This is a genomic window from Echinicola jeungdonensis, from assembly GCF_030409905.1.
GTDB classification, from domain to species: Bacteria; Bacteroidota; Bacteroidia; order Cytophagales; family Cyclobacteriaceae; genus Echinicola; species Echinicola jeungdonensis.
On record NZ_JAUFQT010000001.1, the window covers coordinates 76,528 to 93,217 of the forward strand.

Annotated in this window: 12 protein-coding genes; 5 read left to right on the forward strand and 7 right to left on the reverse strand. The window is 38.1% G+C overall.

The window, feature by feature from the left end; all coding sequences use genetic code 11:
• Positions 1–57: 57 nt before the first annotated feature.
• From QWY93_RS00370 to QWY93_RS00380, 3 genes are all read right to left on the reverse strand, one after another.
• Entirely contained in the window at positions 58–1,326 is a 1,269-nt protein-coding gene (locus tag QWY93_RS00370) for a hypothetical protein (protein ID WP_290246209.1), read from the reverse strand.
• Between the two features lie 19 nt (positions 1,327–1,345).
• On the reverse strand, positions 1,346–1,930 hold the full coding sequence (locus QWY93_RS00375) for a YceI family protein (protein WP_290246210.1): 585 nt from the start codon (positions 1,928–1,930) through the stop codon (positions 1,346–1,348).
• A 404-nt stretch (positions 1,931–2,334) separates the two neighbouring features.
• Positions 2,335–3,132 (reverse strand): M48 family metallopeptidase, encoded by a 798-nt coding sequence (locus tag QWY93_RS00380; protein WP_290246211.1) that lies wholly within the window; start codon positions 3,130–3,132, stop codon positions 2,335–2,337.
• 201 nt (positions 3,133–3,333) lie between these two features.
• On the opposite strand from QWY93_RS00380, the gene QWY93_RS00385 reads away from it, so the two are divergent.
• Entirely contained in the window at positions 3,334–5,286 is a 1,953-nt protein-coding gene (locus tag QWY93_RS00385) for a CHRD domain-containing protein (RefSeq protein WP_290246212.1), read from the forward strand.
• Between the two features lie 51 nt (positions 5,287–5,337).
• Here the strand turns inward: QWY93_RS00385 and QWY93_RS00390 are convergent, their stop codons facing one another.
• Positions 5,338–6,081: an NYN domain-containing protein gene (locus tag QWY93_RS00390; protein WP_290246213.1), complete on the reverse strand. Its 744-nt coding sequence runs from the start codon at positions 6,079–6,081 to the stop codon at positions 5,338–5,340.
• A 131-nt stretch (positions 6,082–6,212) separates the two neighbouring features.
• Between QWY93_RS00390 and QWY93_RS00395 the strand changes: the two genes are divergently transcribed.
• Positions 6,213–7,136, forward strand: coding sequence for a glutamate--tRNA ligase family protein (locus QWY93_RS00395; protein ID WP_290246214.1), 924 nt, complete (start codon positions 6,213–6,215; stop codon positions 7,134–7,136).
• A gap of 374 nt (positions 7,137–7,510) precedes the next feature.
• Positions 7,511–8,107, forward strand: a complete 597-nt coding sequence (locus QWY93_RS00400; protein ID WP_290246215.1) for a DUF4377 domain-containing protein — start codon at positions 7,511–7,513, stop codon at positions 8,105–8,107.
• Positions 8,108–8,134: 27 nt separating this feature from the next.
• On the opposite strand, the gene QWY93_RS00405 is transcribed toward QWY93_RS00400, so the two are convergent.
• Entirely contained in the window at positions 8,135–9,061 is a 927-nt protein-coding gene (locus QWY93_RS00405; protein WP_290246216.1) for a helix-turn-helix transcriptional regulator, read from the reverse strand.
• Between the two features lie 138 nt (positions 9,062–9,199).
• Between QWY93_RS00405 and QWY93_RS00410 the strand changes: the two genes are divergently transcribed.
• Entirely contained in the window at positions 9,200–10,864 is a 1,665-nt protein-coding gene (locus QWY93_RS00410) for a glycosyltransferase family protein (RefSeq protein ID WP_290246218.1), read from the forward strand.
• Here QWY93_RS00410 and QWY93_RS00415 read toward each other — a convergent pair.
• On the reverse strand, positions 10,856–11,467 hold the full coding sequence (locus QWY93_RS00415) for a QcrA and Rieske domain-containing protein (protein WP_290246219.1): 612 nt from the start codon (positions 11,465–11,467) through the stop codon (positions 10,856–10,858). The genes QWY93_RS00410 and QWY93_RS00415 overlap by 9 nt on opposite strands.
• Positions 11,468–11,517: 50 nt before the next feature.
• Positions 11,518–12,027: a hypothetical protein gene (locus QWY93_RS00420; RefSeq protein ID WP_290246220.1), complete on the reverse strand. Its 510-nt coding sequence runs from the start codon at positions 12,025–12,027 to the stop codon at positions 11,518–11,520.
• Between the two features lie 668 nt (positions 12,028–12,695).
• Here QWY93_RS00420 and smc point away from each other — a divergent pair.
• Positions 12,696–16,250, forward strand: a complete 3,555-nt coding sequence (gene smc / locus QWY93_RS00425; protein WP_290246221.1) for a chromosome segregation protein SMC — start codon at positions 12,696–12,698, stop codon at positions 16,248–16,250.
• The last annotated feature ends 440 nt before the right edge of the window (positions 16,251–16,690 follow it).

A 16,690-nucleotide genomic window follows, 5' to 3' on the forward strand; every position in this document is an offset into this window, starting at 1 on the left:
TTATTTAATAAACAGAGTTTGGTACCGGAAAGATTCCGGCACCAAACTGATCCTAAATTAGAAACTTATGGCTGCTTCTATGTTAATACCATTGAATTCACCTCCACTGTATTTGCTTTCAGCATCGAAACCTTCATATTTTTGATTGACATATTCAATTTTGGTCACGATATTTTTGGTCATGTACCATCCTCCACCAAAGTTGACACGGTTGATATCCATAGAGTTGGCATCAGAAGTCATTTCACCTTTTACCTGGTTATATCTTCCTCCAAGATAGAATTGTTCATCTCCTCCAAATCTGTACAACAATTCACCTCCCAATTGAGTAAAAGAACCTCCACCTTGTTCATCACTGTCGCTGGCTACTTCATAGATTCCGAAGAATTCCAAACCTTTGAATTGAACGAAGGGGTTAATCTGAATGGCAGTCAACTGTCTGAAACGGGGGTTAAATCTACCCTCAAAATCAGAACCGTCACCATCTAGGGTTTCCATTACTTTATAATAACGGCTTCCCGCGCGGTCACCACCATAAAGATAAGTACCAGTAGAAGTCCCATTATTGATATACCAAGAACCAGTAAGTCTTAACCTGAGATCTTCAGCTACCTCATCATCATAGCCTAATTTTCCGAAGAAGGATATTTTATTATCAGTATTGTCGTTAACCGCTACACTTTGGTTTAGTTTACCATTGGTAATACCCAACACGCCCAAGAATCCACTTTTCTGAACCCTCACTTCACCAAAAGCTTCAGTGGTAAAGGAGTCCATGATGTAATTTCCTACAAATGGATTATAGATGGCACGGCCATTATCGGTTCTTCTGAAATGGGCATCGCCATAGTTGACTTCGTCCAGACCGATGAGGATGGTGGTATATTCCATCAAGCCTCCTAAAAAGCCTGGAGATACAAAATCTAATTTGTCAATTTGCAAATGTCCACCTTTTACCCAGGCTTCAGTGTGGTGTTTTGAAGAGAGATAAGTTCTCATGTGTAATTTCACACCTTCCTGAAGCTGTACATCCAAGTTTAAGTTGGCAGTAGGCAAGTTGAAATTCGAACCTAATTCCACTAGATTACCTTGGTCATTACTTTGGTCCAAACCTTGGAACTGAATAGCAAAGTCACCACCCACTTTTACCTTAATCCCATCAAATGGTTCTTCTGCAGTTTTTGGAGATTCAAATACCGCAAGACCAGTTTTATCATTAGATCGGTGATATTGTAATTCACCTTGAGCTTGTGCAAAGGAAATTCCTGCAAAGAGTGCCCCGACGGATAATAGGACTACATTGAATCCTTTTACTAAATTTTTCATAATTTCTTAAGGTTGAAAGTTAACGAGCTGATTTAAATTGTGTATTGAATGATAGGGTTAGGTTATCTCCGGTTTTAATTGTATTGAACATGGCAGTTGGAGGATCTATCTTAAATTCGGTAAAGGTAATTTCATGTTTTCCAGCAAAATCCACCGCATTTCCATTGACAATATATTTTGCTTCCAGAGGTATTAATTTTGAAGTTCCGGCTACTGTTAATTTACCCTTTACTTTTACAGTGTCTGGAGTTATTCCCAATACTTCCACAAGCTCAAAGCTGATCTTTGGATTGGCTTTGGATTTTAATGCCTCATAGGCATTTTTATCCATGCTGGATTTACCACTCTTTAGAGTGTTTACTGGTATGGTCAACTTCAAACCCTCAAGGGCAGTAATTACCCCATTTTCTGTTTTAAGTTGAATATCTCCTGACATTCCTGACTTGGCGACCATATCCCAATCGTGAATGGTAGAAGTTCCAGATACCTTGATTACCTGATCTCCTGATAAGGTATATTTTTCTTGAGCATTGACAGCGAAAGCAGCCAAGGTCAAAAAAACTACCCAAGTTGTTTTTGCGATAATGTGAATAGCTTTTTTCATAAGTTTTTCGTTTAGGTATTTAAAGTGATCTTTTCGACCATCTTGTTGATACAAAGCTAATCCCCAACTTATGGTTACAGCCTGACCTCTGTTAACCCGAAACATGATAGTTGTCATGTTTTCAATTTACCCAAAAAAGAATTTTAACACAAAATTTCAAACATTAACATTATTTTTATTTTACAAAAAACACTTTTTAATTATTTTTATTCTGTTTTTAAAAATCACAACCAATCAATCTACCTTTAAAAAATCACTGGATTCACAAAAAAAAACTGGTCGGAATTTCAATTCCTGACCAGTTTTTTTGACCCTTAATTAAGGAATAGGTATTAACAGTTGCTTTTGTTAGCGGAATATTTTGGACTCATTATTCCATTTTTTTAAATCTCACTTCTCCCCTCCTATTTTTTATAATATTTCATAGCTTCCGACATATGGCCATTTAACTTATCAATCCTTCTTTCAGGACCAGGGTGCGTAGAAAGGAATTCTGGAGGTCTTTGGCCACTGGATTGGGCTTCCATTCGTTTCCAAAATTCAGGTGCTTCCCTGGGATCATAACCAGCAATGGCCATAAAAATCAAACCCAATTGGTCAGCTTCAAGTTCTTGATCTCTTGAAAACTTCAGCATTCCTACTTGACCACCTATGCCTACTGCCTGCATAAATATCGTTTCAGTCAAAGTTGGGTCTTGCCCCATGGCAGCTTGTAAGCCCTCCATTAATCCATTGGCCATCAAACCCTGGGACATTCTTTCCCGGGCATGGCTTGCTATGGCGTGGGCTACCTCGTGTCCCATAACTACTGCTACACCAGCATCATTCTGGCATATAGGCATAATCCCAGTATAAAAGGCCACCTTACCTCCCGGCATACACCAAGCATTTACCTGCTCATCCTGGATCAAATTAAACTCCCAGGCAAAACCATCCAGAATTTCTTCGTAACCATTATCTTTTAGGTAAGTCTCCACCGCGCTGGCAATATTCCTTCCAACCCGAACTACCCGCTGTCCTTCAGCGGTGTTGGTCACTATTTTGCTTTCTTTCTTGACCTGTGAATACTGTTCATAAGATAATGGTAAAACCTCTGCATTGCCTACAATGCTCAGTTGCTTTCTTCCAGTCAATGGTACTGTAGCACAACCATATACCAATAAAATGGTAAGAATTAATATTCCTGCTCTTTTTAATAACATATCTTTAAAAGGTTTGTTGATCATTAAACACCAAAAAAAGTGCCATTTAATAGGTTGGGAAATATTTGAGCTTCCCCATCGAATTTTGACACAAATTAGAAAAACTTTTTTCTGAACTGGGCAATATTTTAAACAAAAATCACCTTGATTTGTTCTAGACCATAATACAAGAAATTCTTTTAACCAAACCTATATTTTGTTATGAAAAATTTACAACGAAGACACTTTAATTTTCTCTGGGTGATCCTCGGATTTTTTGTTTTCTCCTCTTGTTTAGATGATGAAAATCCCGCAGATTCCCTGGAACTCACTGGTGAAAGCATGACCTACCAGCTCTTAGAAAACGGAAATTCAGGAGTAAGTGGTACCGCTATTTTTGAGGAAGGAGAAGATGGGTACACCAAAATCACATTGGAACTTAACGGAACGCCGGAAAACGGCGTACATCCTGCTCATATCCATTTTAATTCTGCCGCTGAGGGAGGAGACATTGCCATTAGCCTGGTAAGTGTGGATGGAAGATCAGGATCAAGTACAACTTTGGTCAACAGTCAGGATGATGGTACTCCCATCAATTATGACCAGCTGATCAATTTTAATGGTTACATTAATATCCATTTGAGTAATGGGGAATTAGCCACTATTGTTGCTCAAGGTAATATTGGGGGGAATGCTCTGGAAGGTTCTTCCAAAGAATATTCCCTAAGCTCTAAAGATATTCCTGGAATATCAGGAACTATCCTCTTTGAAAAGAAAATGGATGGTACCACCCGTACAACAATTAGTTTGGAAGGCACTCCGGATGGGGGAAGCCATCCTGCCCATATTCACAACAATTCCGCTGCCGAAGGGGGGGCAATAGCCATTTCTTTCAACCCGGTTAATGGATCTACTGGAATGAGCCAAACGGAAATTTCCATGACTGATGAAGGGGATCCTGTCACTTATGAAGACATTATCAATATGGATGGATATGTCAATGTACATGCTAGTGCAAGTGACCTGAAAACCTTGGCTGCACAGGGGGATATCGGAATCAATGAGCTCACCGGGGAATCCAAAACCTATATGCTTGCAGAAAAAGCTGTCCCGGGAATTAGCGGAACAGTTACTTTTGAAAAGAGAGTTAGTGGATACACATTAGCAACACTTGACCTGGTAGGAACCCCTGAAGAAGGAAATCACCCCGCACATATCCATGACAATACTGCAGCAGAAGGTGGCGGCATTGCCATTTCCTTTAAACCTGTGGATGGCACAACCGGAATGAGCATGACCACTATTCGTGAAACCGATGGTGGAATGGAAGTGAGCTATGAAGACATCCTCAATTATGATGGTTATGTCAATGTACACCTCAGCGCAAGTGCCTTAGGAACCATTGTGGCCCAAGGAGATATAGGACAAAATGAATTGACTGGAAATGCCAAAACCTATCCCTTAGACGAAAGAATGGTTCCTGGAATAAGGGGGTCTATTACTTTTGAAGAAAGAACCAATGGTTTGTCCCTGGCTACAATTCAATTGGAAGGCACCTCGGATGGTGGGACCCATCCAGCCCATATACATGCCAATTCGGCTGCTGAGGGTGGAGATATTGTTGTCACTTTCAATTCTGTGGACGGAACTACTGGAATGAGCCAAACCACCATTCGTCAGACCAACAGCGGCGACCCAATGCCATATGCTGATATCCTTGAGGTAGATGGCTATGTCAATGTTCATAGGAGCCCAAGCGAACTGGGAACCATCGTTGCCCAAGGGGATATTGGACAAAATGAATTAACCGGAAATTCCAAAGTTTACACTTTAAATGAATTTGCTGTCCAGGGAATCAGTGGAACCATCACCTTTGAGGAAAGGAAAAACGGCTTAGCCCAAGCCACTATTTCATTGATAGGAACTCCTGACGGTGGAATGCACCCCGCCCATATCCATGCAAATTCAGCTGCTGAGGGTGGAGGAATTATTTTCTCTTTCAATAAGGTGGATGGTACTACTGGAATGAGCAGGACTCATGTAGAAATGTTGGATAACGGAGGGGCTTTTAACTATCAAGATGTATTGACTGTGGATGGTTATGTAAATGTACACCTGTCTGAAGGGGATCTGGAAACCATCGTTGCACAGGGAAATATCGGTGCCAATGAATAATTAAACCTAAAGTTGACAAAAAGGCCAAAGGGAAATTCCTTTGGCCTTTTTTTATGGTTTATTCCTTACATAAATCAGTTTATACCTTCCCCTTTGATTTTCCCGCTGTTCTATTTCAAATTTACTGATTGAACTGATCAGGGGAGTTAACTTTTGAAACCCATAATTTCTGGAGTCAAAATTAGGTTGTTTTTTTTGTAATAAATTACCCACATCTCCTAAAAATGCCCAACCATCATCATCAGCACAATCTGAAATAGTATTTGAAATAAGGCGGATTACTTTAGGAGTAATTTTGTCCACAGTACTTGCTTTTCTTTCCCCCTCCTCTTTGGTAGATTTTTCGGTTACCTTTTCTTCAATTTTTAAGATTTCCAGGTATATAAATTTATCGCATGCTACAATAAAAGGCTCTGGAGTTTTCTTTTCTCCAATACCAAAAACCTTCATTCCAGCTTCCCGGAGTCGAGTGGCCAGCTTGGTAAAATCACTATCACTGGATACCAGGCAGAAGCCATTCACTTTACCGGAATATAGGATATCCATTGCATCAATGATCATCGCCGAATCAGTGGCATTTTTTCCAGTAGTATAGCTGTACTGCTGCATGGGGTTGATGGCATTTTCCAGCAAGACTCCCTTCCATTTTCCCATTTGGGGATTAGTCCAATCCCCATAAATCCTCTTGATTGTGGGATTCCCATATTTGGCGATCTCCTCCATCATTTCCTTGACATAAAAATGGGGTATATTGTCGGCATCAATCAAAACGGCTAATTTCAGTTCATTTTCCATGGCAATTCCATATTAACTCAAATTCAAAAATTATAAACCTAAAATTAGTATAAGTTCTGCTCTTCTGGAATGGGCTAGGGAGAATTTATGATTTTATCTATTTTTATTAAGTAATTTTCCATTTCTCACCAATGAACAATAGACTAGAAAACATCCCCCTAAATTCCCCTAGAGATATCATTTCCCGAATTGCCCCTACTCCAAGCGGATATCTTCATTTGGGAAATGCCCTTTCTTTTGCTATTACTATTTCTATTGCCAGGAAAAATAATGGAAAAATTCTACTAAGAATTGATGACCTGGACAAACCCAGAATCAGGAAAGCATTTGTAGAAGATATTTTTGAAACCCTTAATTTTTTGGATATTCCATGGGACCTGGGGCCCAAAAACTATAATGATTACAAGGAAGAATTCTCCCAGTATCAAAGGTTGCCCTTATACCAGGAAGCTCTTAAATCGTTGGTACTTTCCCCAGCCCTATTTGCCTGCCAATGTTCCCGAAAAGATATCAGGAAACTTAGCCGGTTTGGAGATTACCCGGGGACTTGCCAAAACCAAGAAATCGACTTTTTTCAAAAAGGAGTCAACTGGCGAATGAAAACTCCTCTGGACCAATACATTTATTTAATGAATATAAACAGGGAATTAGTACCCTATAAAATCCCTGTTTCCTTGAAGGATTTTGCCATCAGGAGAAAAAACGAATTACCTACTTACCAATTAGCTTCTTTGGTAGATGACCTTCATTTCGGGATCAATTTAATTGTCAGGGGTATGGATCTATTGGATTCCAGCATTGCCCAAATGTACCTTTCCCATAAGCTTCCTAAAAACAATTTCAATCAAACCCTATTTTACCATCATCCACTTATGAAGAAGGGCCAAGGAATTAAACTATCCAAATCTGATGGTGCCACATCCATTCAATATTTAAGAAAAACAGGAAAAACCAAAAAAGATATTTTTCGGATTATGGGTGAATTTATGGGGTTTAAAAGGGAAACCAATAACCTGGAAGAATTCCAAAATCAACTTTTAGAGAAAGGATTGTAAAGTGCTTGTTCAAACAACCACCTTAAACAGCCCTGTATATAATATATTAATTACCTAATTAATAATCCTATACCCCATAAGACAAGCTGTGAGACAGGTGATTTGCCGAAACCCTATTTCTAAAGATCCATTGGGAAATTTGAATAAAGTTTTTAAGCCATAGTTTTAAAAAGGTCAAGTCTATATGGGGAATTACACTCAATCTTTGCTCCAGATTATCCCCTCTTCTTTCAGTTATCTAACTGAATTAAGACCTTCTTTAGCTTCACGTACAACTCAAACCTAAAGACTTAATACTACAACAATGGCACTTTTATTGTAAAGGGTGGAGTGAAACAAAATTCTGAACTAAACCACTAAACATTTTAGCTGCGATGCAAAAGAACATTTTACCTATCAGCCAGAGGGTTGGCAAAAAAATATTTCCAATTTTATTGGTGATTTTAACTTTTTCATCCTGCCTTGAACCCCTGGTAAAAGAAGAAAAAATCACCGTAAAGCATTACCCGGTGGTAAAAAACAATGACGTCAATAATCCTACCCTTTGGATACAGGTGCAATTCAGTCACCAAACAGAAAAGGATGAATGGTCCGAAATACCCATCGATGCTATAGAAGGGTTTGATTATGAGTTAGGCTATGAACATGAATTAAGAATAAGAAAAGAGGAAGTTCAAGAACCATCCATGGAGCGTCCTTACATAAAATACACCTTACTGTCTGAAATCAGTAAGGATAAAGTTTCCAGCAGTACTTCCTTTACCCTACCCATCAAATCCCTGGAATACAATCCATCAGAATTGGTTTCTGGCGACATATTTTCAGGATTTGTTCTGCTAAATAAAATCCCGATAGAATGCACCACATTATGTGATGACCTTGAAGATGAAATGGAAGAAAACAATGAAGTAAGCGGGGTTTTCAGACACAATTTTGACGGAACCATCAAATTGGTAAGTTTGCAAAATTAATGCTTTAATCTTTAGTTATGTATTTTCTTATTGGGCTGAAAAAAAATTTTCAGCCTTTTTTAATTTTTGCCCCAAATATTGCTTTAACTCATTTCCTTTTACCACTTCTACCTCCCCGGGAAGTCCCAAAATAAATCTTGCAATTCCTGGTAATTCTGGAATTTGAGTCTCAAAATAATAATTGCCTCTGCCCTTGACATAGGTAAATGGACGGGTATCTGGATGCTCTTCTATCAGCAACTGGTAAGCTTTTTTGGACAACTTAAGCTTGACTTCAAACTGGTCCTTTCCGGTAAATCCAAACAAACCTTGTTCCAATTGTTTATGCAATGGTTCAAATTGAAATTTCTTTTTGCTCACAAGCAATTCACTGATCCTTTCCAATTTAAATAGTTTCATTTCCTTGCTTTCCACTTCAAAAGCATAAACTGATTCAAAGTTTCTATTAAAAGCTACAGGTTCCACCAATCGATCACTTACCACATCGCTATTCAAAGAATAATAATCCTTTAACAAAACCTGATATTTATTCTTGATGGAATCTGCAATTTCATCTACAAACATTCCCAAATTGGCATTAAAAAGTTGGGTCAGGCTTTGTTGAAAATCTGACCGGAGTTGAACTTTTTGTAGTATGGCATCCTTTAAAAAATTTTTTTCCCTGCTTTTGCTGATCAATTCTCCCAAAAAAGCAGCCTCCTCATCAGTAAATGTACCATAAAAGGTTCCCTGATAATGTTCTACACGATTGGCAATCTTGAATTTTGAGTATTCTTTTTCAACCTGAAAACCCAACTCCTCCAATAGCTTCAAATACCTGTAAATAGTCCGCTTATCGGTTTCTAAGGATTCTGCTAAACGCCCTACGCTCTTTCCAACATTGCTACGCAGTAAATTAATTAATTTAAAAACCCTTAATATCTTTTGTTGCTCTATTTTCTTTTTGTCCTTCATTATTTGAAAAATTCAGAGCTTTAATTTAGGGGCTTAGCTTTAATCCCAAAAAAATCAAGTCATAAATTGTCACAATTTCTCAACTTATTTTTTTACTTAAAGGCATCCTTCCCATTTTTGTAACTCATTAAAATCAACATGATCACAAAATCAACATTCCAGTCATTACCAATTCTCTTAGGAGGCATGTTGTTTTTTATTGCCTATTGGTATTGGGGATATGATGGAATTGTATTCAGTGATGATGTAACCTATATCCGGTTGGGTCACCATTTCTGGAAGGGAAATGAAGTATTAAATACAGACCATTTTACTTTACGTTGGGGTACGTATTTTTTACCGGGCCTTTTCACAGTCTGGCTGGGGTTTAACGACCATATTGCTTCTCTTTCCTCCCTATTATTTTATTTGGCTGCATTGTTCATCCTTTGGAAATCTCTTTCCAATTCAATGGAGCAAAAATGGGCCATAGTATTTTTTGTCACCCCTGTTTATCTGTTGCATTTTCTCCCCAAAGTGTTTCCAGATTCAGCATTGGTGTTTTGGGTTTTGCTGGTCCCTTTTTCAATAATTCACCGAAATAAAAAACCTTTATTGGCGGCATTAATTATGGCACTGGCGCTTTTTATTGGTTTTTGCACCAAAGAAACCATGGTGCTTTTGTTCCCCATTCCTATCATTCTATTTCTCCTGGACTACAAAAAATCTTCAAACCGGAAGTTTTATGAGTATTTTATTGGGATTTCGCTAGTGTTAATCATCAATTTCCTGGGTTATCATTACTGGAAATTTGGGGATCCATTATTTCGGTTTAAAAGTATAGATTCCGGCCATTATATCTCTGATTACACTTATTATGATAAGGGTTGGAAAAGTATTCTTCAGAGGATTACATATCTTCCTTTATACACATTTATTGAAAGGCAATATTGGATTTGGGTTGTGTTGGCCATTCCGGGAATAATCCGGGGATATCAGTCCAGAAATAATATACATTTTGCATTTTCTTTAACCAGCACTTGCCTGATCCTGGGATTTTGGTTTATGACCTCTACAATGGCATTTTACAATCCCATATACCTTAATCCTAGACATTTAATAATCTTTATTGGTCCCTTATCAGCAAATATAGCTTTGGGAAGTCAGGATTGGCTGAAAAATGCTTTCTGGAAAAATCTTTGCTCCCTATTAATTTTTATAGGGGCAATAATTATCCTGTTTTCAGATTTAAAAATGGCCGCATTTTATGGTGCTATTGCTTTGGTCTTATTCCTGGTTCCATCCCAATTCAAATGGATCTCATTCGCCGTTTTATTAATAATTCCATCAATACTGGCAGCCAACTACCAGAAAAGCTTAAAAAATTACCCTCATTTAAAAGAGGAATTTCAAAAATTGGCCGACCAATCAGACATTCACCAACCACTTCTTACCCATACTTTTTTGGCCCAAAGCCAAAGTATATTATTGGAAAATAACACAAATATCCATTCCATCCATTCAATGGAGAGGGCCCCATTATTGCTTGGAAAAATTCCTCTTCAATTTAACCTTTTAATTTACAAATACTACAAGCATGCCTATCCAGATGAAGAAAGGGCTCTCCAAAACACCCTAAAACTAATTCAGTCATTGGGATACACTACTGTTGTTAAAAGAGAGGACAAATGGATTAAAATCCTCAGATTTAAAAATGTAACTCCGAACAAACCACTTTTTTGGGAGGATCAAACCTATAATAAATACCCTTATATAAAAAATGGGGTATTTTATATTAAAACAAAAGATTTTGGATCATTTTGAAATGGTCAGAAGGTCTCCGGATAGCTGAACCGAATAACTTTCCAAAGAGGATTGGGCTGGCCCGCTTTCCACATTTCCACTGGAGGAAAACTGACTTCCGTGACATGCACAGGTAAAGGTATTATTTTGATAACTCCAATTGGTATCACAGCCCTGATGGGTACATACTGAAGTAAGTGCATTGAAATCATTTTCCCCAACTTTTACCACCAATACTTGGGCTTCAGCAATTAACAACCATCCTCCAACAATTTTTAAATCAGATTGAATGTTCAAATCAATGGTCACTTGATTTCCATCAATGCTTATTCCATCATCATCTGAACCACCATTGTCTGGATTATCATCATTTCCTGTAGAGTCATCCCCAGTATTGCCTCCATTGTCAGGATCGTTATCATTACCGGTGGAATCATCACCGGGGTTGTCATCTCCTGTTAAATCCGGTTCCATATCATCGCTGTTACTACATCCTGTAAAAAAGGAAAGCCCAAATGTGGATGCCACGCTAAACAATCCTGATTTATACAAAAAATCCCTGCGGTCTTTGGAAAGTATTCCTGATTTAATGGTTTTTCGCAAGTCCTTTTCTTTATCATCCATACCCGAAATTTTTATTTTTCATTTTACATTATTACATCCTTAAATATTTCCTAAAAATGCCTTCTTTTAAGGATTTCAGAGACAACAATAGACTCCCTAAGATTTTCGGGATTTCTTAAAAGCTGCTTATACCGGCTAGATTGAGATTCCTTCCTGGTAATATCTTCCACATCACCCAAAATTTTTTCCTCAGAACGCAAATCCACCTGATCTTCCAACTTCTTTAACTTCTCCTCACCCTCTTTGTCCTCAGCATGGTAGGTTCCTTCATAATATTTGATTTCAGATGGTTCCTTTTCTTTTTCTGAATCTTCAGTTGGGTAAAATTCTTTTGGACCGTCTCCGGCTTCCCCTTTTTTTTCCTGAATTTCTTTCTGGCCAGTTTCTTCAAAGTCTTCCTCTCTTTGCTGTTGCTCCCCTCTTATTTCCTGAAGTAACTCTTCGAAGGATTTTTGCCTTTTTGGAGCTTGCTCTTCCCCATTGGATTCCTCTTCACCATTGCCCTGTTTATCTCCTTTCTTTTTCACCAAACTGTTAAGGATAAAAAATACAATCGCCAAAATGATATATATAATAGTCCCGCCGTCCACTTTTTAATTTAGGTTAATTTCAACCAAGTTAATAAAATTTTCCTCTCAGTAATAAAGATTACCAGATCATTATTTCATAATAATTTATCACTATTACATCATTATAATAAAAACTTACACGTAACTGATTTAAAAAAAACAAAACATTATAATGGAGAAAACTTTGATTATCATTAAATCTTGCTGGAAATTTTTAAGCTTGTTTTTTCTTTAAAAATGCTCTTTTTATGTTCGGGGAAGGCCATTACCGAAATGGGTTTTATAGGATGAAACTTGAGGAATTTAGAAACAGAAAGGAAGCCCAAATCACCGTATCGATTCCAGGGGTAAACTTTGATGGATGAAGGTACTTTTGTAAAATATTCCAAAACGAAAAAAAATCTCAGGACCAATGAAGTTTTATGTAGAAAGCATAATAAATAACTTGGGATTTATGCATAAAACACAAAAACAAAAATCTCCCAAACAATAGCCAATCCCCAAATTCATTTCAACCGGTTCAAATCTCCGACTTGGACTCAAATTTTTTAATGAATGTGGATTTTAAAAATCAATATTAAATGCAACTCCCTACCCCATTTGCTTATTACCTTGATCTGATTAATTTTGTTTGTCTTTAATCCATCAACCAACGCTACATGCAGCTTACCAAGCTTGAAATAAAAGGGTTTAAAAGTTTTGGTGATAAGGTCACCATCCATTTTGACCGGGGAATTACAGGAATTGTTGGGCCCAACGGCTGTGGTAAGTCCAATGTAGTAGATGCTATCCGCTGGGTTTTAGGGGAGCAAAAAACCCGCATGCTGCGTTCCGATAAAATGGAAAATGTCATTTTTAATGGCACCAAAAACCGGAAGCCCACCAATTTGGCAGAGGTTTCCCTGACTTTTGAAAATACCAAAAACCTTCTCCCCACTGAATACACCCATGTAACTGTAACCAGAAGATATTACCGAACTGGTGAAAGTGAGTACCTGCTCAATGGAATTGTCTGCAGGCTAAAGGATATCAATAACCTGTTTATGGACACAGGTATCCAATCCAACAGCTATGCGATTATCGAACTTAAAATGATCGATGAACTCCTTAATGACAAAAACAACTCCAGAAGGGACTTATTCGAGGAAGCTGCCGGGATTTCCAAATTTAAAACCCGTAAAAAAGAAACCCTCAAAAAGCTGGAAGACACCGATGCGGATCTGGAACGGGTGGAGGACCTCCTTTATGAAATTGAAAAGAACCTAAAATCACTGGAAAAACAGGCAAAACAGGCCTCGAAATATTTTGAAATAAAAAAAGGATATAAGGAATCAAGCATTGCACTGGCCAAAAAAAGCGTAAAAGCCCATACGGACAATCTGATACAGGTCAATGAAAAGGTCAATGCAGAAAATGACCGAAAACTCCAGCTGAATAACCAGATTTATGAAAAAGAAGCTGTTTTGGAAAAGACCAAAGCAGAACTGATCCATAAAGAAAAACTACTCGCTTCCAGGCAAAAAACTTTAAATGAACATGTAAATAACATCAGGCAGTTTGAAAGCGAGAAAAAAATAAAAAATGAAAGGTTACGGTTTTTGGAAGACCGTTCTCAAAAACTGCGGGAACAAATAGATCAGGACAGAAAATCTAATGATCGTGCTGGATTCAGTATTCGCTCCCTGGAACAGGAAAAGGAGGTTGCAGAAAAACTGTTGGCTGAAAAGGAACTGACCGTTGATAACCTAAAGGCTGATTATGAGGAGCAAAAATCCGCCCATGCCATCCTTCAGGAAAGGCAAAAAGTAATGAGCAAGGATTTTTCCTCCAAAAAAGACACCATCTACCAATTAGCCAAGGAACTGGAAATCAAACAGATTCAACTTTCCTCTCTGAAACAAGAACTGGAAAAGACCACTTCCGATGATGATAACCAGGAAGCCAATCTTGCTGATTTTGAGGAAAAAATGGTAATTCTTAAGGGTGAATTGGATCAAAAAACAGAAGAATTAACCAGATTAAAAGGAAAAGAGGAAGATCAAAATCACAAAATTGAGGAATCCAACCATACTATTGAACTGATCCGTGAAGAGGTCACCCAATTGGGAAGAAAATTGGATGCCAAGCAAAATGAATTCAACCTGACAAAATCCCTGGTGGAAAACCTGGAGGGATTTCCTGAAGCTATAAAGTTCCTGAAAAAAAATGCGGATTGGGGTAAGGACACCCCGTTACTTTCGGATATATTGACCACTGGGGAAAATTACCGGGTGAGCATTGAAAACTATTTAGAAAGCTACATGAACTATTATGTAGTGGACACGGAAGCCCAGGCCATAGCTGCTGTGAATTTGTTGAGCGATGCTGCCAGAGGGAAAGCCAATTTTTTTGTCCTGGAGCATTTTGAACGCTTCCAACCCGCTCAAACCAAACTTTTCTCCAATGCCATTGCAGCCACCGAAATTATCGAATATGATGAAAAATACGCCAAGCTGATCAGTTACGTCCTGGATGGGGTTTACATTGTCAATGGAGAGATCAAAGATGTACCCCATGACAATGATGCAGTTTTCATTACCGAAAGCGGAAAATTTACCAAAAGGAAATTCAGCATTTCAGGGGGCTCGGTAGGCTTATTTGAAGGAAAAAGAATTGGCCGGGCCAAAAACCTGGAAAAGCTGGAATTTGAAATCAAAGAGCTGAACAAAAAAGTCAGCAGCACCCGCTCCAATTTGGACAAAAATGTTTCCGAACTGATGAAACTTAAGGAAGTTTCCTATAAAAAAGACATTGAAGGGCTTCAAAGTGAAATCAATGAGGTCAACCAGCAGTTTATTTCCATCCGGACCAAAAAGGAGCAATTGGCAGAAATGCTTTCCTCCAATGCCAATAAAAGGGAAGATATCCTTGAAAAAATTGAAAGCCTTACGGAAGAACTTCAAGAAATCGGCCCTAAACTGGATGAAGAAAAATCAGGATTTGAAGGTTTGGAACAGGAATTGGAAATCATCAATGACCAATTACTGGAAGAAGAAGAAAGCCTTTCGGTAAAATCAAGTTCTTACAATCAGGAAAACATACAATATCACCAACACCTCAATAAGGTGGATAGTCTGGAACAAGAAATTTCCTTCAAAAAAAGTGCTTTTGAAAGCAGCAAGGAAAGGATCGAAAAATCCCAATCTGAGCTTTCCAATATTGACCAGGAAATTAAATCATTGTTGGACAATAATGAAATTAAAGATGATGAACTGATTGAGTTATATACTGAAAAGGAAACCATTGAATCAGGAGTAACAGAAGCAGAAAAAGAATATTATGCAGCCCGGGGTGATATTGATGAAATAGAGAAACAAGTAAGGGAGCTCCAAAAAAGCAAGGAAGGGATCGACACTATTATCATGCAATTCCAGGAAACCCTCAACGAAATCAAACTCAAACTCAGCAGCATGAAAGAGCGCTTGAGTGTTGAATTTGAAATTAACCTGGATGCATTGATGGAAGAGGAACCTGAAGTGGACCCTTTATTTGAAGAAAAGGATGAACAACAAATCCGTTCAGAGGTAGAAAAGGCCAAACAGAAATTAGAAAAAATCGGACCTATCAACCCAATGGCTATGGAGGCTTATGATGAAATCAAGGAACGGCACACCTTTATCACCGAACAAAGGGATGACCTGAACAAAGCAAAAAATTCCCTTACTGACACCATTAAAGAAATTGACCAGGTCGCCAAGGAAACCTTTCTGGAAGCTTTTGATCAGATCAAAACCAACTTTGTACGGGTATTTCGGTCATTATTTACCGCAGAGGATGATTGTGATCTAAAACTGACAAATCCAGAGAGCCCCTTGGATAGCAGCATTGAAATTATGGCCAAACCAAAAGGAAAAAGACCGCTGACCATTAACCAGCTTTCCGGAGGGGAAAAGACCCTAACAGCAACCTCCCTCCTATTTGCCATTTACCTGCTTAAGCCTGCTCCTTTCTGTATCTTTGATGAAGTAGATGCCCCATTAGATGATGCCAATATTGACAAGTTTAACCAAATCATTCAGAAATTCTCCGAAGAATCCCAGTTCATCATCGTCACCCATAACAAAAGAACCATGGCCAGCACCGATATCATTTACGGAATTACCATGATCGAAGCAGGTGTTTCCAGAGTGGTTCCGGTGGATTTAAGGGAATTGGTAGATATTACCGAGGAATAATTTTCTATTTTAGGAGCTTGGAAGGATTTTAATAATTGAATGTATTGGTAATTCTATTTTTCGAGAAAAGATATTTTTAATAAAATCTTACCCAAGTGGGGTGAAATAAGAAAACTCAAAGAAAACCGTAAGAAAGATAATCTATTCTTTTTTAGGTTCGGCAGCTATTAAGATTCTACTTCCAACACTTTTCCGCTAAAATCCAAACACTCATATTCTAAGTAAATGGAAGTGCTAAGCTAAGTATTCAAATGAGCTCTCCAAGATTGCAAATCCTATTTATTGGGAATTCTGAAATGCAAATCCCGAATAGCTGAAACCTCAAAAAAATCTATCTATGTGCCCCAAATCCCCATAAGGTTTACAAATCAGGCACAAAAAAAGCTATGAACAGAACCCATAGCTTTAGTCAATTAACAATAAACCCAAAATAACCTGCT